This is a genomic window from Vreelandella sp. H-I2, from assembly GCF_052959335.1.
In genome coordinates this window covers 593390-613425 of the sequence record NZ_JBRAMC010000001.1, presented here as the reverse complement: position 1 = coordinate 613425, position 20036 = coordinate 593390, and the positions used below count along the sequence as shown (strand labels likewise).

At 54.4% G+C, this 20036-nt stretch carries 19 protein-coding genes; 12 read left to right on the top strand and 7 right to left on the bottom strand.

The features are described 5' to 3' along the window. Positions 1 to 94 precede the first annotated feature (94 nt). Together ligA and ACUVOF_RS02975 are read left to right on the top strand one after the other, a co-directional pair. Positions 95 to 2131 carry an NAD-dependent DNA ligase LigA gene (gene ligA / locus ACUVOF_RS02980; protein WP_447042951.1) on the top strand — a complete coding sequence of 679 codons (2037 nt, stop codon included), beginning with the start codon at positions 95 to 97 and terminating at the stop codon, positions 2129 to 2131. Further along, positions 2128 to 2403 carry a YheU family protein gene (locus ACUVOF_RS02975; protein WP_447042950.1) on the top strand — a complete coding sequence of 92 codons (276 nt, stop codon included), beginning with the start codon at positions 2128 to 2130 and terminating at the stop codon, positions 2401 to 2403. The genes ligA and ACUVOF_RS02975 overlap by 4 nt, the downstream gene beginning before the upstream one ends. On the opposite strand, the gene mnmC is transcribed toward ACUVOF_RS02975, so the two are convergent. Both mnmC and ACUVOF_RS02965 read right to left on the bottom strand, forming a co-directional pair. Continuing rightward, positions 2397 to 4418 (bottom strand): bifunctional tRNA (5-methylaminomethyl-2-thiouridine)(34)-methyltransferase MnmD/FAD-dependent 5-carboxymethylaminomethyl-2-thiouridine(34) oxidoreductase MnmC, encoded by a 2022-nt coding sequence (gene mnmC, locus ACUVOF_RS02970; RefSeq protein ID WP_447042949.1) that lies wholly within the window; start codon positions 4416 to 4418, stop codon positions 2397 to 2399. The two genes, ACUVOF_RS02975 and mnmC, sit on opposite strands and share 7 nt — an antisense overlap. 157 nt (positions 4419 to 4575) lie before the next feature. Then, complete coding sequence (locus ACUVOF_RS02965) at positions 4576 to 4875, bottom strand: YciI family protein (RefSeq protein WP_113268703.1); 300 nt, start codon at positions 4873 to 4875, stop codon at positions 4576 to 4578. A 151-nt stretch (positions 4876 to 5026) separates the two neighbouring features. On the opposite strand from ACUVOF_RS02965, the gene ACUVOF_RS02960 reads away from it, so the two are divergent. Together ACUVOF_RS02960 and ACUVOF_RS02955 are read left to right on the top strand one after the other, a co-directional pair. Then, the gene (locus tag ACUVOF_RS02960; RefSeq protein WP_447042948.1) at positions 5027 to 5941 is read left to right on the top strand and encodes a PHP domain-containing protein; all 915 of its coding nucleotides are present in this window, start codon (positions 5027 to 5029) and stop codon (positions 5939 to 5941) included. Positions 5942 to 6044: 103 nt separating this feature from the next. Next, positions 6045 to 6668 (top strand): L-threonylcarbamoyladenylate synthase, encoded by a 624-nt coding sequence (locus ACUVOF_RS02955; RefSeq protein ID WP_447042947.1) that lies wholly within the window; start codon positions 6045 to 6047, stop codon positions 6666 to 6668. Position 6669: 1 nt separating this feature from the next. Here the strand turns inward: ACUVOF_RS02955 and ACUVOF_RS02950 are convergent, their stop codons facing one another. Together ACUVOF_RS02950 and ACUVOF_RS02945 are read right to left on the bottom strand one after the other, a co-directional pair. Then, positions 6670 to 7548, bottom strand: a complete 879-nt coding sequence (locus ACUVOF_RS02950) for an ion transporter (RefSeq protein ID WP_447042946.1) — start codon at positions 7546 to 7548, stop codon at positions 6670 to 6672. A gap of 72 nt (positions 7549 to 7620) precedes the next feature. Then, positions 7621 to 8535: a CYTH domain-containing protein gene (locus ACUVOF_RS02945; protein ID WP_447042945.1), complete on the bottom strand. Its 915-nt coding sequence runs from the start codon at positions 8533 to 8535 to the stop codon at positions 7621 to 7623. Positions 8536 to 8672: 137 nt separating this feature from the next. Between ACUVOF_RS02945 and ACUVOF_RS02940 the strand changes: the two genes are divergently transcribed. The 3 genes from ACUVOF_RS02940 (at position 8673) to argA (ending at position 12148) form a co-directional block, all read left to right on the top strand. Next, positions 8673 to 9353 carry a TIGR00153 family protein gene (locus ACUVOF_RS02940; RefSeq protein WP_447042944.1) on the top strand — a complete coding sequence of 227 codons (681 nt, stop codon included), beginning with the start codon at positions 8673 to 8675 and terminating at the stop codon, positions 9351 to 9353. Positions 9354 to 9364: 11 nt separating this feature from the next. Then, on the top strand, positions 9365 to 10630 hold the full coding sequence (locus tag ACUVOF_RS02935; RefSeq protein WP_447042943.1) for an inorganic phosphate transporter: 1266 nt from the start codon (positions 9365 to 9367) through the stop codon (positions 10628 to 10630). Positions 10631 to 10831: 201 nt separating this feature from the next. Beyond that, the gene (gene argA, locus ACUVOF_RS02930; RefSeq protein ID WP_447043224.1) at positions 10832 to 12148 is read left to right on the top strand and encodes an amino-acid N-acetyltransferase; all 1317 of its coding nucleotides are present in this window, start codon (positions 10832 to 10834) and stop codon (positions 12146 to 12148) included. A 217-nt stretch (positions 12149 to 12365) separates the two neighbouring features. Here argA and ACUVOF_RS02925 read toward each other — a convergent pair whose 3' ends face one another. Continuing rightward, entirely contained in the window at positions 12366 to 13220 is an 855-nt protein-coding gene (locus ACUVOF_RS02925; RefSeq protein WP_447042942.1) for an SDR family oxidoreductase, read from the bottom strand. A 623-nt stretch (positions 13221 to 13843) separates the two neighbouring features. Between ACUVOF_RS02925 and ACUVOF_RS02920 the strand changes: the two genes are divergently transcribed. The 4 genes from ACUVOF_RS02920 (at position 13844) to ACUVOF_RS02905 (ending at position 16442) form a co-directional block, all read left to right on the top strand. After that, on the top strand, positions 13844 to 14443 hold the full coding sequence (locus ACUVOF_RS02920; RefSeq protein WP_447042941.1) for a hypothetical protein: 600 nt from the start codon (positions 13844 to 13846) through the stop codon (positions 14441 to 14443). Between the two features lie 65 nt (positions 14444 to 14508). After that, positions 14509 to 14949, top strand: coding sequence for a phage holin family protein (locus ACUVOF_RS02915; protein WP_447042940.1), 441 nt, complete (start codon positions 14509 to 14511; stop codon positions 14947 to 14949). Beyond that, positions 14946 to 16133, top strand: coding sequence for a DUF3618 domain-containing protein (locus tag ACUVOF_RS02910; RefSeq protein WP_447042939.1), 1188 nt, complete (start codon positions 14946 to 14948; stop codon positions 16131 to 16133). Before ACUVOF_RS02915 ends, ACUVOF_RS02910 begins: the two co-directional genes overlap by 4 nt. A gap of 147 nt (positions 16134 to 16280) precedes the next feature. Further along, positions 16281 to 16442, top strand: coding sequence for a hypothetical protein (locus ACUVOF_RS02905; protein WP_447042938.1), 162 nt, complete (start codon positions 16281 to 16283; stop codon positions 16440 to 16442). 53 nt (positions 16443 to 16495) lie between these two features. Here the strand turns inward: ACUVOF_RS02905 and ACUVOF_RS02900 are convergent, their stop codons facing one another. Beyond that, positions 16496 to 17494, bottom strand: coding sequence for a hypothetical protein (locus tag ACUVOF_RS02900; RefSeq protein WP_447042937.1), 999 nt, complete (start codon positions 17492 to 17494; stop codon positions 16496 to 16498). 99 nt (positions 17495 to 17593) lie between these two features. Beyond that, positions 17594 to 18511, bottom strand: a complete 918-nt coding sequence (locus ACUVOF_RS02895; protein ID WP_447042936.1) for a MurR/RpiR family transcriptional regulator — start codon at positions 18509 to 18511, stop codon at positions 17594 to 17596. Positions 18512 to 18693: 182 nt separating this feature from the next. Between ACUVOF_RS02895 and ACUVOF_RS02890 the strand changes: the two genes are divergently transcribed. Beyond that, complete coding sequence (locus ACUVOF_RS02890) at positions 18694 to 20019, top strand: aspartate aminotransferase family protein (RefSeq protein ID WP_447042935.1); 1326 nt, start codon at positions 18694 to 18696, stop codon at positions 20017 to 20019. Positions 20020 to 20036: the final 17 nt, after the last annotated feature.

Sequence of the window (20036 nt, the reverse complement as noted above, 5' to 3'; positions counted from 1 at the left end):
TGTTTCTGTTCAATACGCTAACGTTTTGTAATTCGCTCCTTTTCATATTTCCCAGGTTTTGCGTTTTCGCTGCCGTGTACTGGAACCTAGTCTAATGAGTCAGCCTGATTCTCAACCTCTGGAAGAGATTACCCAACTGCGGGCCGCCCTGGATGAAGCAAACTACCGTTACTATGTACTGGATGACCCCACGCTGACGGATGCCGACTACGATCGTAAGCTGCAGCGCTTACAGCAGTTGGAAACACAACACCCTGAGCTGGTCACGAGTGATTCGCCTACGCAACGTGTAGGTGCCGCCCCAGCGGATGGCTTTCCGCCAGTGGTGCATGCTATCCCTATGTTGTCGTTGGATAATGCCTTTAGCCGCGAAGACATCCATGCCTTTGCCGAGCGAGTGGCCGAGCGTCTGGAATGCGCCGCCGAAGAAGTGGAGTTTACCTGCGAACCCAAGCTGGATGGCGCGGCTGTCTCGCTGGTCTATGAGCAGGGCTTATTGGTGAGCGGGGCGACGCGCGGAGATGGGCGTACCGGCGAAGGCATTACTTCAAACCTGCGCACGCTGCGTTCAGTGCCGTTAAAACTGATGGGCAAAAACGTACCTGAACTGTTGGAAGTACGTGGCGAGGTCATAATGCGCCATGCAGGCTTTGAGGCGCTGAACGAGCGCGCTCGGGAAGACGGCAGCAAGGTATTTGCCAACCCGCGCAATGCGGCGGCTGGTAGTCTGCGTCAACTAGATCCGCGCATCACCGCGAAGCGTCCATTGGAGTTCCATAGCTACCAAGTTGCACGTTTGCAACCTGAGCTTGGCGATACCACCCATAGCGAGCTAATGGCGCGATTATCGACGCTGGGGTTTCGTGCCAGCGCTGAGTTGAAGGTCGTCAAAGGCCCCGAGGCGGTTGCTGATTATTGTGAGCAGCTAGGCGAAAAACGCGACGCATTAGGATTCGACATCGACGGCGTGGTGATTAAGGTCAATGATCTCCGTTACCAGCGTGAACTAGGCTTTGTGGCCCGTGCGCCGCGTTGGGCGGTGGCGTTTAAGTATCCTGCTCAGGAAGAGGTCACTACCCTTAACGATGTCGAGTTCCAGGTCGGCCGTACCGGCGCGATTACCCCTGTGGCGCGCCTTGAGCCGGTCACTGTGGCAGGTGTCACTGTGTCCAATGCTACGCTACACAATGCCGATGAAATCACCCGCTTAGACGTGATGATTGGTGATACGGTATCGATCCGTCGGGCTGGCGATGTTATCCCCCAGGTCGTTAGGGTGCACGTGGAGCAGCGGCCAGCGGATGCCAAGGCCATTGTTTTTCCCGAGCACTGCCCGGTATGCGGTTCGGATATTGAGCGCATCAACGGCGAAGCGGTGGCACGCTGCTCCGGCGGTCTTTACTGTGCGGCACAGCGTAAAGAGGCGCTAAAACACTTCGCTAGCCGCAAGGCGCTGGATATTGACGGGCTAGGGGTAAAACTGATTTTTCAGTTGGTCGATTTGGACTGGGTGAAAACCCCGGCTGATTTGTTTCACTTGAGCGTAGAGCAGCTACAAAGCCTGCCGCGCATGGGCGAGAAATCTGCCACGAATTTGGTCAATGCAATACAAAAAGCTAAATCAACAACCCTGGCGCGGTTTATTTATGCGCTGGGTATCCGTGAAGTGGGCGAAGCGACTGCCGCCAATCTGGCCAGTCACTTCGGTACCCTGGAAGCCATTCAAACAGCTGAGCTAGTGGCGCTAGAAGCCGTCAACGATGTCGGGCCGGTTGTCGCTGTCCATGTGCATACCTTCTTCCGTCAGCCACACAACCAAGAAACCATCGCTGCCCTGCTAGAAGCTGGTATTACCTGGCAGGAAGCGGCAGTCACCCAAGGCCCCACGCCGCTGGAAGGCCAAACCTGGGTGCTCACCGGTTCGCTTGAGAGTATGACGCGTGATGAAGGCAAGGCGCGGCTGCAGGCACTGGGGGCGAAGGTAGCGGGCAGCGTATCGAAAAAGACCACGTGTCTGGTGGCAGGCGAAGCCGCTGGCAGTAAGCTCTCCAAGGCAGAGCAGATGGGCGTGGAAGTGGTGGACGAAGCCACCTTTATTGATCGTTTGGTAGAGTGGGAGCAGCGTGGATGAGCCGTTTTATTGAAGTGCCCGCAAGAATGCTACCCCCGGAAACCCTCAATGCCTTGCTAGAGGCGTTTGTGACCCGCCAGGGTTACGACACCACTGATACCACGGGCGAAGGCATGCACGGCTGGGTAGCCGAGCTGAAAAAGCAGTTGGAGCGTAATGAGCTGATCATCGCCCATGATCTCGAGCTAGAGATGACCGAGGTCATGACCATAGCGCAGTGGCGTTCGTTTGGCCGTGATATCGCCGATGACGAGGAAGAAGGCGATTATTGAGTGCGAATAATCGCGCTAATAATGCGCCGCCCTGGGTGAAGGTGATCGGCCAGCGGTGCTTCCAGTGGCATTGGTTCATCACACATGCGTGATGCAATCACCTCGGCACACAGCGGTGTGCTCGCCAACCCCCGCGAACCATGGGCCGTCGATATCCATAGGCCTGAGTAGTGCTCGCCACGCTTATTCGGGACGCGGGTGGCATCTTTACTCAGTAGCGAATAGTCGGCTCGCCACGCTTCGGCTACAGGTACTGGCCCCGCATAAGGCGTCTTGTCGGGGCTGGCTGCGCGCACCGCCGCGCGTCCTCCAAGGTTGTCAGGGCTAAGTGGGTTGCCCGCCTGTTCTAACGCTTCGACCAACGCAGGCAGCGTTAGGCGCAGCTCATCAATATTGCGCTGGTGGTCGTCATCCGTCACATCGGTGCTCGCATTATTGGGCACAAAGCTAGCACCAAAGGTCAATACGCCATCCAGCGCAGGGGCGACATAACCACCGGCACACACAACGCGGCTAGGTCCCGTTACCTTATCGGGTAACGTTACCTCGCTAATCTGGCCGCGCACCGATTGCAGCGGCAGCTCCACCGTTTGTGCAAAACGATTGGCCTGATGGGCGCTGGCGATTACAACTTGATCCGCGTCGAGCGCACTGCCATCGGCCAACTGAAGCCGCCAACCGGTCGCTTTGTGGGTAAGGGAGGTAACATCACCCTGTTGCAAAGTAATGCCTGGCTGGTTAAGCAAATGCTCGCATAGCGCCTTAGGCCGCACCCACCCCGCCTGCGGGTAAAACAGCCCATGAGGGGCATTTATCGAGATAGCTGCCGTATCGGTTAACACGGATTTTTCTACTGCAGACACTACTTCGCGGGGCAGCGGGTGCTGTTCCATAAAGCGCTGCTGACGCCGCGCCTCTTTATCGCTACTTGCTAGCTGAACCACGCCGCAGGGTTGCCACAAGGGGATAGGGGATGAGGGTGCTGTGGCGGGGGTCTGCTGTGTAAGCCAGCGCTGGCTATACAGCAAACCGGCAAGATAAACACGGCTCTGGTGGTTGGTTTCAGCGGCGAGCTTTACATACAGCGCCCCTTGACGGTTACCCGAGCCGCCCGCGCCAGGGGCTTCGCGCTCCACCACCGTTACCTGAATGCCGCGCCGCGCCAGCGCTGCCGCAACCGTACTGCCCGCAAGCCCGGCGCCGATGACTGCAACGTGCTTAGCCGGCGCGGCAGGCGGCGGCGTATACCAGGGGGTGGGCTGGCGGCGTTGGTCCGCTGGTGGCGTTTCGATGCTACCGGCGAGCATTTCACGCTTGCGGCCGTACCCCGGCACCTTTTTCCAGCTAAAGCCCGCTGCTTTCAAGCCCCGTTTGACAACGCCTGCACAGGTAAACGTGGCGAAGGTGGCGCCGGGGCGAGAACGCGCGGCCATGGCATTAAACAGTTCCGGTTGCCACATATCGGGGTTTTTGGAAGGCGCAAAACCGTCTAAAAACCAGGCGTCGACTTGGCCATCCAGCAGCATCAAGCGTTCCGTGGTATCACCGAAATGTAGGTCCAGCGTCACACGCTCGGTTAGGTGCAGGCGATGAATGCCGCTAACGGCAGCGGGCCACTGGGCACATAGCACCTGTGCATAATTCGCTAACGAAGGCCAAGCACTCAACGCCTGTTCAAGTGCTTCAAGCGCAAGGGGAAATTTCTCTGTGGATAACAGGTGCAAGCGTGCATTGGCAGGCGCATGCTGCTCAAAACAAGCCCAGGCGCAGAGCATATTAAGACCAGTGCCAAAGCCGGTTTCACCAATCACAAAGGGCCGAGCGGCTTCCCAGGCGGCGAAGCGTTCGGGGAGCTGGTTGGCACCCAGGAATACATGCTCGGTCTCTGCGCGCCCATCGCCACGGGTGAAATAGACGTCATCAAACGCTGTTGCGTGGGGGGCTCCCTCGTTCCAGGTCAAGGTTGGCGTAGTTAATGCTGCCAGCGGTGGCAAAGCATTTGGACGTTGGGTCACGCAGGTATCCATTAAAATAAAAAGTGGTTAAAAATTGATCAACTTGATGCCGCTGGCACTAGCTCTGGCTTAGCGCAAAGCGTCCGCCGGGTTTGCACAGAGTTTTCCACAGGCTCTGTGAAAAAACGGGCGGACCCTCCAGACTCGCCTATTGGGGTCAAGGCAAAACTTTTTTGAACGGCTTAACAATTACCTTGGCATAGACCCCTGCAATCATGTAAGGGTCAGCATCGGCCCATGCGTTGGCCTCTTCCAGGCTGTCGAATTCCGCTACCACCAGACTGCCAGAGAAACCAGCATCGCCGGGGTTGTCAGCGTCGATAGCAGGGTGAGGCCCCGCTAATACCACACGGCCTTCATCACGTAGCGCTTCCAAACGAGCTAAGTGATCGGGACGAGCTGCTAAGCGACGCTCTAAACTATTGGGCACATCTTCACTGATAATGGCATACAGCATTGACGTATAACTCCTTGATAAAACGAGGATGAAAACGGGCCGTTCATTGACCGCACGGGTAGATACGCGCACCATATCTTAACTGTCGTGAACGATTTATTCACAACTGAAAAGCAGCTTATTCTGACAAACGGACCACACGGCGTCACCTATGCTTCGACTTCCCTACACTTTTGATGCCGATCAGCGCTACCCGGTTGATTTGCACATGCACTCCACTGCTTCCGATGGCGCGCTAACGCCTACGGAACTGGTAGCGTTGTGCGCCGAGCGAGGGCTGACACATATGTCGCTCACCGATCACGATACCATGGACGGCATTGAAGAAGCGGGCCGTGCCGCTGAGCAAGCAGGGCTATGTCTTATCCCGGGTTGTGAGTTATCCACACGCTGGCAGGGTGTGAATATTCATGTGGTTGCGTTGATGCCAGGCGGTTTGCAAGGGCCGATGGTGGAAGGTCTGATTCAGCAGCGTGAGGCGCGTATTCAACGCGCTGCGGTCATTGCCGAGCGGCTGGAAAAAGTAGGTCTACCCAACGCGCTGGAAAAAGCGCGCCTTCACGCAGGCAGCGACCGCCCGTTGGGTCGCCCGGATTTTGCCCGTGCGCTAGTGGCTGAAGGCGTAGTGCCCGACTGGGCAAGCGCCTTTAAGCGCTATCTGGGCAGCGGAAAGAAAGGCGATGTCAAAGCCCATTGGCCTGAAATCAGCGAAGTTGTGGGCTGGATAGTGGAATCGGGCGGCGTTGCCGTGATTGCCCACCCATTGCGCTACGGCTTAACCCGGCGCAAGCGTGGCCTGCTGATGGATACTTTTCAAACGGCGGGTGGGCAAGCGGTTGAGCTGGTCAGCGGCCAGCAGAACCCGGATAGCACGCGTGATTTGGCGCGTCAGCTAGTAGAGCGCGATTTGTATGCGTCCATGGGCAGCGACTTTCACTTTCCCGGCAGCCACGCGGCGCCTGGCAGCATGAGCTTGATACCTCGTACGGCGGCGCCACCCATATGGCAGCATCCGCGGCTAGTGCATCTGCGCGATGCAGCGCCCGGCCTATTAGCGGTTGGCTAAGTTAATACCCGCTTAAGTTATCACCCGCTTAAGTTATCCCCAGCTGAGGTCAGCTATGCTGTAGGGACAGCTAAGACAGCGTGCTATGTAAAGGAGCAGTTTTATGAGCCAGTATTTTCAGATTCATCCGGAAAACCCGCAAAAGCGTCTGATCGATCAGGCCATTATGATTATCCGTAAAGGCGGCGTCGTGGCGTATCCCACCGACTCAGGTTATGCCCTGGGGTGTCATTTAGGTGAGAAGAAAGCCATCGAGAAGATTAAATGGCTACGCTCGCTGGACGACAAGCACAATTTTACCCTGGTATGTTCCGACCTCTCGGAAATCGGCACCTACGCCAAGGTGGATAACGATGTTTTCCGGTTGTTGAAAGCGCACACCCCAGGACCCTATACCTATATTCTGGACGCCACGTCTGAGGTGCCGCGCCTGTTGTTGCACCCCAAGCGTCGCTCCATTGGTGTGCGTGTGCCGGATCACCGTATTACGCATGCGTTATTGGCGGCGTTAGGCGAGCCGCTGATGAGCGTGACGCTAATCCCCGTGGGTGATGATCTGCCCATGAACGACCCGGAAGAGATCCGTGAACGTTTTGGCGCCCACCTAGATGCCATTATTGACGGTGGCGCTTGCCATTTAGACCCGACCAGCGTCATCGACTTGCGGGAATTGCCGCCTACAATTATCCGCGAAGGACGTGGGGATATTACACCCTTCCAAGCTTAAGCTATTCAGAAGCCGGCTCGTCGTTGGCTTTGCGAGGGTCTTCGCTATCTTCGTCTAACCACGTGCCACAGAGCAGACAATAGCGGGCGCGCTTCTCATGACGTTCGTGCCCGCAACCTGGACAAGCTTCATCAGAGTAACGTTCTTCCCTAATCGAGCGAAGAACCTGCGCTGAGAATACCCCGGTGGGCACGGCAATAATCGAGTAGCCAAGCAGCATCAACACCACGGTAATCGATTTGCCCAGCGACGTGGCGGGCACGATGTCACCGTAGCCAACGGTGGTCATGCTCACGATGGCCCAGTACATCGACATGGGAATGCTGGTGAAGCCCGCCTCGGGTGATTCGATGGTGTACATCAACGCCGCAAACAGCGTGATCACCATTAAAACAGCACTAAAAAATAGCAGAATCTGGCGCAAACTGCGTTTGAGCGCGTCCATCAGCAAACGAGCTTCGCCGACAAACTCCATCAAGCGCAGAATACGAAAAATGCGTAGTACCCGCAGCAAGCGAACAATCACCAGCCCATGTGCACCTGGCACGAGCAGCACTAGCCAAATGGGCAAAATGGCAATTAAGTCGACAATGCCATAAAAGCTCTTTAAATAGAGCGTAGGCCTTTCCAAGCAGTAGATCCGCAGGGCTAACTCAATAGTGAACAGCAACGTAAAAACCCACTCAAGATAGAAAAATATATGCCCGTAGCGTTCGGCGTATATTTCGATACTGCTCAGCATGATGACCGCGACGCTCATCAAAATTGCCACAATCAAGGCGATATCAAACGCTTTTGCGCCCGGTGTGTCTGATTCAAAAATAATATGAAACAGCCGGACGCGTAGCTCTTCTTTGCCAGGGGTTAAGTGTAGATTCATTGCATCATCCTGAAATGAGCCTTTATACGGTCCTGAAAGAACAGTCCTGAAAAGGACACTAAACTTAAACTGCTAGCGTAGCGCGGTTTGATACGCCAAGCGATGGGCGAGTGCCAACGCAGCTTTGCCGTATGCTGTGCTGGGCTGGCCAGCCGCATTTAAGCCTCTGGTCAGCGCTTGGGCATGAGCGCGAGCCGTTTCATCTATCGCTGTATGCTCGGCAAGCCTCACTAGGGCCTCGTGGGCATGGGTGAGAAAGGCTGCTTGCTGGCTGTCGTGATAGGCATCCAAGGCCAATGTGGCGCGGTGCAGCCATTCGGCAGGGGAGTGCGCTTCCGGTAGCGGCCAGTACTGGCTGCCTAGCGCATTTCCACGTGATGCTTTGCTGCTATCTGACGGGCGTAGCGGCACCTGCTCCGCCAGCCTCAGGGCCAGCGTCCATAGCGCTTCTGGCTCGCCACTCTTTAATTCGAGCTCCAGCTCACGAATTGGGGTGCGGTAGGCACCGCTGATAATCTCGCCCTCATCCAGCACCAGTTCAATATGACTGCCCTGGCCTGTTGAACCTGGGGTTACTAAACTATCGGTTAGCTGCCAACTGCGTCGTAAGAAATCGGTACGCAGTTGAGGGGCTAGCGAGTCCAGAACACCGCCAAGAGCGCCTTGGAAGGGGGGCAGTGCGGCCAGCCCGGGCAGATCCAGCTGTGAGCCAGAAACTTGCCACTCCCACTCTTCTCGTTGAGAAAGCCCGCCGCCGCCCTGACCAGCGGTTTTCACCGTTTGCAGCACTTGACCATCCACCTGACGCAGACGCAACGCAATTCGCTCGTTGGCCAAATCGCCTTCAGGCGTATCAAAGTAGGTATTGGCCAAGGTTTGTTGAAGTGTTGGTTCTGACGCGAGGAACGGGTGTTTGACCAGCGCAGTTGGGCCTTCCGGGGCGAGGGCGAGTTTAAGTTCTACTTCTATTGGACTAGGATTTTTCATGATGCTCGCCACCTCGTTATCGTGACATTTAAATGAATATTTGGTTACATTTGTGAACTTTTCATGACGCCGGCGGGCGCACTCTTTATACTGGCGCCGCCATTTCCAGGCTCCCCGAAAATAGGCTAAAAGGCATTATGGTTACCTCCAATCCTTTTTCTTCGATGTTTGGCCGCTCGCCATTCCAGCCGTTATTGGCCCATATCGTCAAGGCGAATGAATGTGCCGATCAACTGTTGCCGTTTTTTGAAGCAACCCTAGCTGATGACTGGGACAAAGCAGCTGAATTGCGCGAAAACGTCACCCGCTTAGAGCACGACGCCGATACGCTGAAAACAGAGCTTCGGTTGAACCTGCCCAACACCATGTTTCTGCCGGTGTCGCGCTCAGATTTGCTCGATCTGATCAGCGTGCAGGACAAAATCGCCAATAAAGTGCGCGACATTACCGGCATTATGCTGGGACGTAAAATGCGCGTGCCGGATGAACTGGCCGAGCCAATGCGCGATTACATCCGTACCAGTGTCGCTTGCGTTGCCCAGGCCCGCCAGGCATTGGAAGAACTCAAGGATCTGCTGGAGTCCGGCTTTGGCAAAAACGTCTCCGATGTGATGCAGAAAATGATCCGCGAGCTGCACACCCTTGAACACCAAGCCGATGATCAACAGGTGACCATTCGCCGCCAACTGTACTCGTTGGAGGGCCAGCTACCGCCTGTGGATGTGATCTTTCTCTACAAGATCATCGAATGGGTTGGCGAACTATCCGACCGCGCCGAGCGCGTGGGAAGCCGTCTGCAGATACTGACTGCCCGCTAAGGGGACCTTTCATGCTGATTATTGCCCAGCACGGTGAAATCTTCATTATCTTGGCCTGTTTGTTTGGCTTCTTTATGGCTTGGGGCGTTGGTGCAAATGATGTCGCCAATGCAATGGGAACCTCGGTGGGGTCGAAAGCGATCACCATCAAACAAGCCATATTGATTGCTGTTGTTTTTGAATTCCTGGGTGCTTGGTTAGCCGGCGGTGAGGTAACCAATACCATCCGCAAAGGCATTATCGACCCCGAGCTATTGCAGGACGACCCACAACTGCTGGTATACGGCATGCTGGCAGCGTTGCTAGCCGCGGGTACGTGGCTACTAGCAGCGTCTATGAAAGGTTGGCCGGTTTCTACTACGCACTCGATTGTCGGCGCGATTGTGGGCTTTGCCGTCGCAGGGCTAGGCCCCTCAACAGTCGATTGGGGAGCTGTGGGCACGATTGCTGCGAGCTGGGTAGTGTCCCCTTTATTGGCGGGTACGATCGGTTTTGTGCTGTTTAAATCGGTGCATTATTTGATCTTTGAAGATGACAATCCGTTTTCTGCTGCGAAACGATACGTACCTGGCTATGTGTTTTTAGTCGGCTTTATCGTTTCGATGGTAACGCTGACCAAAGGGCTGTCCCATGTGGGGCTGGACTTAACCTTTAACCAGAGCCTGCTGCTTTCGATTCTGCTGGGGCTGGTGATTATGGTTATTGGTTTGGTGATGCAGCGTCGTATCAAGTTCGAGCACAATGCGAAGGACCACTTTGGCTACGCCAACGTTGAGCGTGTATTTGGCGTGCTGATGATCTTCACTGCCTGTGCCATGGCCTTTGCCCATGGTTCGAATGATGTGGCGAATGCGGTTGGCCCGCTGGCCGCAGTGATTAGCGTGGTGCAAACCGGCGGTGAAATCGGCGGCTCTGCGCTGGTGCCGTGGTGGGTATTGGTACTCGGCGGCGGTGGCATAGTGGTGGGCTTGGTTACCTACGGCCATAAAGTGATTGCGACCGTGGGTACCGGCATTACCGAACTTACGCCTAGCCGCGGCTTTGCCGCCACACTGGCGGCAGCCACGACGGTAGTGCTGGCGTCAGGCACTGGCCTGCCGATTTCCACTACGCACACGCTAGTAGGCGCGATTTTAGGTGTCGGCCTGGCACGCGGTATGGCGGCCCTCAACTTGCGCGTTATTGGCACGATTGCGATGTCATGGCTGATCACGTTGCCAGCAGGCGCAGGTCTCGCCATTCTGTTCTTCTTTATGTTCAAAGGCATGTTCGGCTAAACATGTTAGATTAAACGCAGGCTCGAACGCGTTTAGAAGCAACTAAGCGGTAACATCACAGCGGCATCTTCATGTTTATCTGCATTAGATTGAGCAGATTTGCATTTGAAGGTGCCGCTGTTTTTTGTGCTCTGGTAAAGTAACCCAGTTGGATGTGGTAAACGTCGGATGTTTCTTTCACCTGCTGCCGGAGAGCGGCCCTTGGATACGCGCTTCCCTTTTGTTGATTGGTTTCGTAACGCTTCCCCCTACATTAATGCTCACCGGGGGCGAACCTTTGTCATCTTAATTGAAGGCGAAGCCATGGCGTCTGGCCGAGGGGAGCAACTGATTCAAGATTTAGCCCTGCTGCATACCCTGGGTGTGCGCTTGGTAGTGGTATTCGGTATCCGCCCCCAGGTACACGAAGCACTAACCGCCGCTGGCGTAGAACCAACGCGTGTTGATGGTCGCTGGGTGGCCGACCGCGCAGTGATGGCTCATGTAGAGCAAGTTGCCGCCCATCAGCGGTTATGGTTGGAGGCGCGGCTTTCTCTGGGGCTGCCCAGCACGCCGCTGCACGGCGTGGAGCTCAGCGTGATCTCCGGTAATCTTGTTACCGCCAAGCCGTTGGGCGTACGCGAAGGAGTCGATTTCGACCACAGCGGTGAAGTGCGCCGGGTACGGGCCAGCGCTATTCAGGGGTTGCTGGAAAAAGGTTCGCTAGTGCTATTGCCGCCGCTGGGTTTTTCAAGCACCGGTGAGGTGTTCGATCTGGATGCTTCTGAAGTGGCCCATCACGCCGCTGTAGCGTTAAAAGCCGATAAGCTGATTTTGCTGGGCGAGTCAGAAGGGCTAGAAGATGATCACGGCGCGCTGCTGCGCCAGCTCTCGCCAGCGGAGGCCGAGCCACGTTTAACGAACGCCGTACCGGGTAGCGAGCTAGCCCGCCATTTACAGGCCGCGTGCACCGCCGCACGGGAAGGCGTGGCACGCACACATTTGCTCTCCTGGCGCAACCACGATGCCTTGTTGGGAGAGCTATTCACCCGTGACGGCGTGGGCACCATGATTACCCAGCACCGTTACGAACAGCTGCGTCCGGCTACGCTCAATGATGTGGCGGGTTTATTGGAGCTCCTTGAACCTTTAGAGCGGCGGGGCATGCTGGTCGCCCGTTCTCGTGAGCGCCTCGAACACGAAATTGACGACTATATGGTCATCGAGCGCGACGGCATGGTGATTGGCTGCGCTGCGTTGCATGTATTCCCGGATACCAGCGTTGCTGAACTCGCCTGCGTGGCGGTACACGACAGCTACCGCGGCGACGAGCGGGGCGAGCGCCTAGTGGAAGCCATGGAGCGCCGTGCCCGTCAGCGCGGTTTAAATGTCATGTTCGTCCTTACCACTCACACGGCACATTGGTTTGTAGAGCGTGGCTTTCATACGGCCAGCTTAGAAGACTTACCGCCACTTAAGCGCGAGACCTATAATCACGCCCGCAAATCGAAGGTATTAGTAAAAACCCTGGTGGGGTAGAACGGGGATAGTATTAAAACGTGGGAATTAAAGCGTGGGAATTAAAGCGTGGGAATTAAAGCGTGAGCGTTCAAACGTGCGTATATGAGGGTAAGTAGAAAGTGATAAGTAGATTAATATAAAGAAACGATAGCGTGCGATAACGAGTGAAGTAAGACACCCATAAAAGGGGCGGCGAAGCCGCCCCTTTTGTTTAGTTAGCCACATTAGAGGCTTATTAAGTGTTTAAAATAACACCGCCATTTAAGTGCATGGTTTGACCGGACATATAGGACGACTCTTCGCTGGCCAAATAAACATAGGCGGGTCCCATTTCACTGGGCTGCCCAGCGCGGTTCATAGGTACCTGACCGCCGAATGACGCCACCTTCTCATCATCAAAGCTGGCCGGAATTAAAGGGGTCCAAACCGGCCCTGGCGCCACTGCGTTAACGCGGATGCCACGGTCCATCAATGACATTGCCAGCGAGCGCACCAATCCCTGAATAGCGCCCTTGGTAGCGGTGTAATCGATCAGCGAATTATTGCCCTTAAAGGCGTTGATGGATGACGTAGAAATGATGGTGTCACCCTCGCTAAGATGCGGTAGGGCAGATTTCGTCAGATAGAAATGGCTAAATATATTGGTCTGGAAGGTACGTAGCAGCTGATCATCGGGGATCTCGGTAATGTCGTCCCAATCGTACTGCTCAGCGGCGTTGTTGATCACAATATTAATTTTACCGAAGTGATCAAGGGTACGTTTAACGATATCGCGGCAAAATTCTGGTTCCGCTACATCGCCTTTTAACACCAAGCAGCGGCGGCCTTCCGCTTCCACTAATCGCTTAGTCTCTTCAGCATCTTTATCTTCGTCTAAATAGGCAATGACACAATCTGCGCCTTCCCGGGCATAGTGAACGGCCACTGAGCGGCCAATGCCGCTGTCGCCACCGGTAATAATGGCGACTTTATCCAGCAGTTTATCGGTGCCGCGGTAGCTCTCACGGATATACTCGGGTTCGGGGCGCATCGCATACTCATCACCCGGCTGCTTATCTTGGTGCTGCGGAGGTTGCTTTTGATCACTCATGTGCGGTCACTCCATTGTTGGCACAGGGTACGTGTGGTTCAGCTTTTTATATTTCAAAAACTGATGGTCAATAACTAACAAAAATAGCGATATCCACTCCTCGGATTCACTGCAATGTTCTACATAGATCTAAGTTTAGTTCTCTATAAATCTAAGATCAGCGCAGACCTAAACTTAAACCCAAGCCTAGGCGCAAGCATAGCCCTAAACGCTGCCCGAGACGACATAGCCATAAACATAGCCATAAACATAGACCATCGACATAAAAGCAGGCAAATGAGCAGAAATGACACGCTTCTCTTATTTCCGCTTTTTCTATTGTTTTTTTCAACAGTAGTTAATTTAATTTAAATAAAGCGCGTATTTTATTAACTTATGTTAATGAAAATGGCTGGATGATGAAATGGTTTGGCACATAAATTGACAATAATAAAATCAGCACTATGTTTTGAAAGTGGGCTATCTATTAAGGATGTTAAGTTGACTACGTATAAGTGCTGGTCTTCTTTTAGTGCATAAATGCATTAGTTAATTGAACTAAATAGACTAAATAGATTTGCAGTGTCGCTGATTGTGTTTCACCACGGATGCTGACAAGTGAAACGACAAGGAGGAAGTATCAGATGAACGATCAAGGAAAGCAGCCTAATCCAGGCGCAACAGCCCAAGCGCACGAAACAAAGGAATCGATCAAGCAGCGAGGTCGAGATACCGCGCATGATGTAAGCGAGGCGGCTCAGCACCAAGCAGAAAGCTATTTTACCAAACAGCGCGATAATGCGGCGGAACAGTCCCAAAAATTCACAAGCGTGCTGCAGAAAATGGCTGACGAGTTTGATCAACAGCAACAGCCGTATTTCTCTAAGCAAGCGAGAAGATTCGCTGATACCACTGAGCGTATGTCGCAAAAATTGCGTGATAAAGATTTACGCAGCGTGTGCGATGAAGCGAAAAGCTTTAGTCGCCGTGAACCCGCTCTGTTTTTAGGGGGTGTTATTGCGGCTGGCTTTCTAGCATCGCGCTTTCTGCGCAGCTCCAGTAAGCACACGCATGGCAGCGACGGATACTCCAATACGACAGATGAGCGTTCAACTGGCCTCCCAATGGAAGAAAGTGTGCCTGCTAAGCCCTCGGCAACCTCGCCGGGTTCGGCTCCACAGACTTCTGCGTATAGCCAATCATCCAGTCTTTCAGGCAGCCCCTCTCAAAATAATGGGGTTTAAAAACAAGGGGTTTAGTTGGGTCGAGGAAATGAATCGCCCTAATCAAAGGGCCAGGGAGGCTAAGAATGGATTCGGAAAATAAAACCACGTCACAAGGCTCATCGTCGATCGGGTCGTTGCTATCGACGTTAATGAAAGAAATGACGTCGCTGGTGCGTAACGAAGCAGAGCTTGCCAAAACAGAGATGTCTGAAAAGACCCATCAGGCGATGGGTGGTATTGCAGAGATTGCTATTGCCGGTGCGGTACTCCTAGGCGGCTTTTTAACGCTGTTAGCTGCGGTAGTGTTTCTGCTAAATGAGGTGCTTCCGCCCGACACCACGCCTTGGCTATCTGCATTGATTGTCGGCGGCGTTGTAACGGTTATCGGCATTGTGATGCTCCAAGCGGGCCAGAAAAAACTACAGGCGCGCAACCTGATGCCGAATCGTACGATGCATAGTTTGCAAAGTGACAAAGCGACTGCGAAAGAGCATCAGCACAACGTCAAGGAGGAGTTGAAATGACGGATAAGGATAACCAGCGCAAACCTGAAGATATTGAAAAGGATATCCATCAGTCGCGCGAGCGCCTCGATTCGACACTGCATGAAATCGAAGAACGCTTCTCTCCTCAGCAACTGTTGAATACATCTTACGAATATATTCGTCAGGGTGGAGCTAACGAATTTGTTACCAACCTGGGTACGACGATTAAGCAGAACCCACTGCCGTTTCTGCTCACCAGTGCGGGTATTGGCTGGTTAATGCTGGCTCAACGTAACCCGAATCAAGGGCAACACCAGCATAGGTACGCCTCTGAACATAGGTACGCCTCTGAAACTGACGAGCACTTTTACACGGGTGATGAGTATTCATCGACGACTCGCGGTCCTCAAAGCCCGCAGGGCATTCCAGTTCATGAAGGCACGCATCCTAACGGTAGAGCACCTAACTATAGTAGTGCGCCTTCTGGCGTAGCCGGTGGTTCAGATACTCTCAGTGGTTCAGAAACGCACGGTAACTCAGCAAGCCATGGCGATAGTAAAGGCCGCATGAGCCGCGTAAAAGAAGGTGCCAGCAGCATGAAAGACGGTGCCAAGGGCAAAGCCCAAACCTTAGGTCAAAAAGCGAAGCAAACGGCGCAGCAGTGGGGTGATAAAGCCCACCATATGGGGGATAACATGCGAGATACCACATCGCGTCTTCATCATAATACTCATGACCAAATGCATAACATGGGGCAGCGTGCTCGCCATTCTGAGGGGCAAGCCTCTGACTTTATTCAAGAACATCCGCTAGTGGTAGGCGCGCTAGGGTTTGCACTCGGTGCCGCCCTGGGTGCTGTTTTCCCTGCCACCAAGAAAGAGGATGAATATATGGGCGAATACCGTGACCGCACTCTTCATAAGGCCGCCGAAAGCGGGCGAGAGCAAATGGATAAAGCCCAGCACACTATTCACGAACAAGCGGATAAGGCTCAGCAAACTGTTCACGAAAAAGCCGAGGCGGCTAAAAACACATCAAATCAAGGCAGCGATGCGAACGTCAATGCGCCGCAGCACAAAGAGACGGGGCTAAAAGACTCGCCCACCCCCACTGGGGGAAGTACTGGTTCGTCTAATAGCTCTGAACGGCATAGCTCGGGTCTGGCAGGATCGAGTACGCCTTCTGGCAATACTCAAGGCTCGGGAACTAACCACACGCCTTAATATTGATTGTTAGTTCCGCCAGAAAATAACCAGTGGCCGCTTAGTGCGGCCACTTTTTTTGGTACCCATGACGCTTTTCAACGAGCCCGGTTGGCCGGACAGCCAGGGCAATGATGAAGCTCCGCACCTCAGCGAAAGGAAGAAGCAATGACTCAAATCAGCGAGCACGACAAAAAAGCGCCAAAAGAGCGCGACGATCACCACGATGATGCTAACCCAATGCCGGATACGCATCATGTGAACCCCGATTCATCTGATAAGAACGGCAAGGACAAGCAGCAAGCGCTTGGTGTCACGCCCGCGTGTTGAAAAAGGCACTATTTCGATAGCGCCGTTTTGCTTTCTGGCTGGCAGGTCATTGGTTAAACTTCCACATTGATAGTGCTTTGAATAGCACCTTGCAGCCCGGTAACGCTGCTGGTGGAGGACGGCAATAACTGCCCTAACGACGAGTAAAGCGCGCCGGTCGTTGATACCGCCAGTGCCCGATCTAGCTTGTCGATATCCTTTTCGGCTTTCATTAATTCACGGCGCGCTTCTTTATCCTCTTCGGTTAGCTTTATTTTGAGCGCGCTAACCGCCTCTTCTAATGTCTTTTTAGCGTCAGCCAACGCGTTGCGTAGGCTGTTTTCACTGGCACTGCTGCCATTGGCACGGCTGTTTTCCGCATGCGATGGGCTGGTTATGCTTGCCAGTAAACCGAGCGGGGCGGTTTCATCACTTTCAGAATCATTTTCAGGCTCACTTTTAGACAAGGCCGCCGTTTGTTTGGCTTCTTCCTTGACGGCTTCTTCTTTCGCTTCTTCAGCGCTTTCTTTAGCATTAGCTTCGGCTTGGTTGGCCTCGCTTTCGGTGTGGGCTACCTGCTCATCAGCGGGGGCGCTAGCCTGAGCGTCGACAACGGCGTCACTACCCTGTGGTGATGCAGTGGTGTCAGCATCTGATGCTGCTGTCACTGATACTGAAGGGGTGGCGGGAATGTTGGTACTGCCGTCACCGGCGTTACCCAATAAACGGGCTGCACCGGCAAGCTCCCGAGCGATACTCTTCATCTCCTTGGCCATATTTTTAAGCTGTTCAGGAGAGGCTAAACTCATCATGGCTTTGAGCATTTCAAGTCGTTGGCGCAAGAAGCCCGCTTTTTCAGCAGCGCGCTGCTGAGAGGCTTCCTTGGGGCTGGGCAGCGACGCCAAACGCTCCAGCGCTTCCTGCTGCTTCTTAAGACGCTTAGTGAACGGGTCGTCGTCAGCAGGCGCGGCGGCAGGTTCGCTCTTTTGCTGGCTAATGCGGGTAGATGTTAAAGACTGCGGTTTGTCTTGGCGATGACTCATCAGCGTGAAAGTAGAAAATCCAATCTTCATGGTGGCTTTCTCTCCTAATTGTTATTAATCATCGGCCTCATTGCACAGAACTTTAGGTGTTGCTTAACCTTCATGCTCAGCCTGTCATCGTCTTATAGTTCACTCCCGCCGCGGCAGCACATGCGAGTAAGTTTTAAGCTGTAAGTGATGCTCATCGGCGTGCTGCAAGGCCTCCAGGGTGGCAGGCCGGTCGCGTTCAGCAAGTAACGCGCAAAGTGCTTCCGAAATGGCTAAGGCGGGGGTCAGGGTATGGAAGAAGCTATGGCTCTGGGTAGGACAATAGATCGCCTGCTCGGAAATGCTGGAAAGCGGCGAGACTTCGCTATCGGTGATCGACAGAATCGCCAGCCCTTTATCATGTGCCAGTTGTGCCAGCGTTAGTGAATCCACGGTATACGGCTGGATGGAGACGATAAGCAACACGTCACCTTGTTTGGCGCGCATTAGCGCATCGCCCCCGGTGCCCGCTGGACCATCAAGGTGAACCGTGCGCTCGCCCAGCAACGACATAACGTAATGAAAATGCCAGGCCACCACGTGGCTGGAGCGTAAGCCGAGCACATACACGTTGTTAGCCGCCGCTAACCTATCGGCCATGGCGGTTAAGCGTTGTAGGGTTTCAGGCGCGCACAGCGATGATATCTGAGTGCTTAACCCCTGCAGCATTTGTTGGGCGATATCACTTTCCGTGGCGCCAGTGGCTGCTGGGGACTGCAGGCGAACCTTGTCAGCGAAACCGTCGCCTCTTCTGCGCAGCGTTTGCGCATAATGCGTGCGGATATCGTTGTAGCCTTGAAAGCCCAGCACCTTGGCCAGCCGCGTCATGGTCGCTGGTTGCACCGCCGCATGTCTCGCCACTTCACGCATAGATACCAAGGCCACCTCTTCAGGGTGCTCAAGTAGATAACGCGCTGCCTGTTGGAGCTGTGCTGACAGGGTATCGAACTGCGCAATGATCTGATCTCTTAGCGGGTCGCTCGGTGGCATAGGACTTTTTGACTTAGGGCTTTGTGACATAGAGCGTTGCCTCTCAGCGCTGTGGGCCTGGGATAAGCTGAATCATACCAATGATCCATTTGTTTTAATATAAAGATATATGATTTGTTTGTTGCATTGTCTTGTCAGGTCGTGCCACTCTTATTCCAAGATCAACGTATGTCGAGATGATCGGGTTCTAGGCATTTTAAAAGGAAGGCTTCATGACGCGACTTCTTCATCGCAGTATTGGCCAGACGTTGCCGCGTGCTGCCTCTGCGCGGGGTGTTTATATCACTGATACAAACGGGCGCCAGTATCTGGACGGCTCGGGAGGTGCGGCTGTGACGAGCGTGGGGCACGCGCACCCGGAAGTGCTGGCGGCCATGCGCGCCCAAATCGACAATCTCTGCTACGCGCATACCGGGTTTTTCACCACCGATGCCGCCGAAGAACTCGCCGAGAAGCTAGTGGCATTGGCGCCTGAGCCGTTAAACCACGTTTACCTGGTATCGGGCGGCTCAGAAGCCGTTGAGGCCGCTTTAAAAATGGCGCGCCAGTATTTCGTGGAAGTGGGGGAGCCTCAGCGACGCCACATTATTGCCAGGCGCCAGAGCTATCACGGCAACACAATTGGCGCTTTGGCCACGGGCGGCAATGCCATGCGCCGCCAGCAATTTCAGCCACTGCTGCCCGAGACCCACCACGTCTCGCCCTGCTACGCCTACCGTGATAAAGGCAACGACGAGTCACCCGAAGCGTATGCTGCGCGCCTGGCAGACGAACTTGAGGCCAAAATACGTGAACTGGGTCCTGACAGCGTGATGGCGTTTGTGGCCGAGCCGGTGGTCGGCGCCACCCTGGGCGCAGTGGCCGCCGAGGCGGATTACTTCAAACGTATCCGCAAGATTTGCGACCACTATGGCGTGCTGCTGATTCTCGACGAAGTGATGTGCGGTATGGGGCGGACAGGAACGATGTTCGCCTGCGAACAAGAGGGCATAACGCCTGATATTCTCACCATCGCCAAAGGCCTTGGGGGCGGCTATCAGCCGATTGGTGCGGTGATGCTGTCGTCGGCCATTTACAATAGCTTCGCCAAGGGTTCCGGCCTTTTCCAACATGGCCACACGTATTTGGGTCACCCAGTCGCGGCGGCCGCCGCCAATAAAGTGGTGGAGATTATTGCCCGGCCAGAAACGCTAGCCAACGTGAATGCCATGGGCGAGCGATTACAGCGCGGCCTTGAAGAAGCGCTGGGTGCTTCCCCTTACGTGGGCGACATTCGTGGCAGGGGGCTTTTCAGGGGCATTGAGCTGGTCGCCGATCGAGAGCAAAAGACGCCCTTTGACCCCGCCCGAAAACTTCACGCCAAGATCAAGCGCCAAGCCATGGCAAGAGGGCTGATCAGCTACCCCATGGGCGGCACGATTGATGGTGTATATGGTGACCACGTGTTGCTAGCCCCGCCGTATACCATTGAGCCTAGCGAGATCGACCTATTGATCGAGCGCATTACCCACGCCATTGACGCCGCGATAGCAGAATGACCTGATAAGGAATCCCT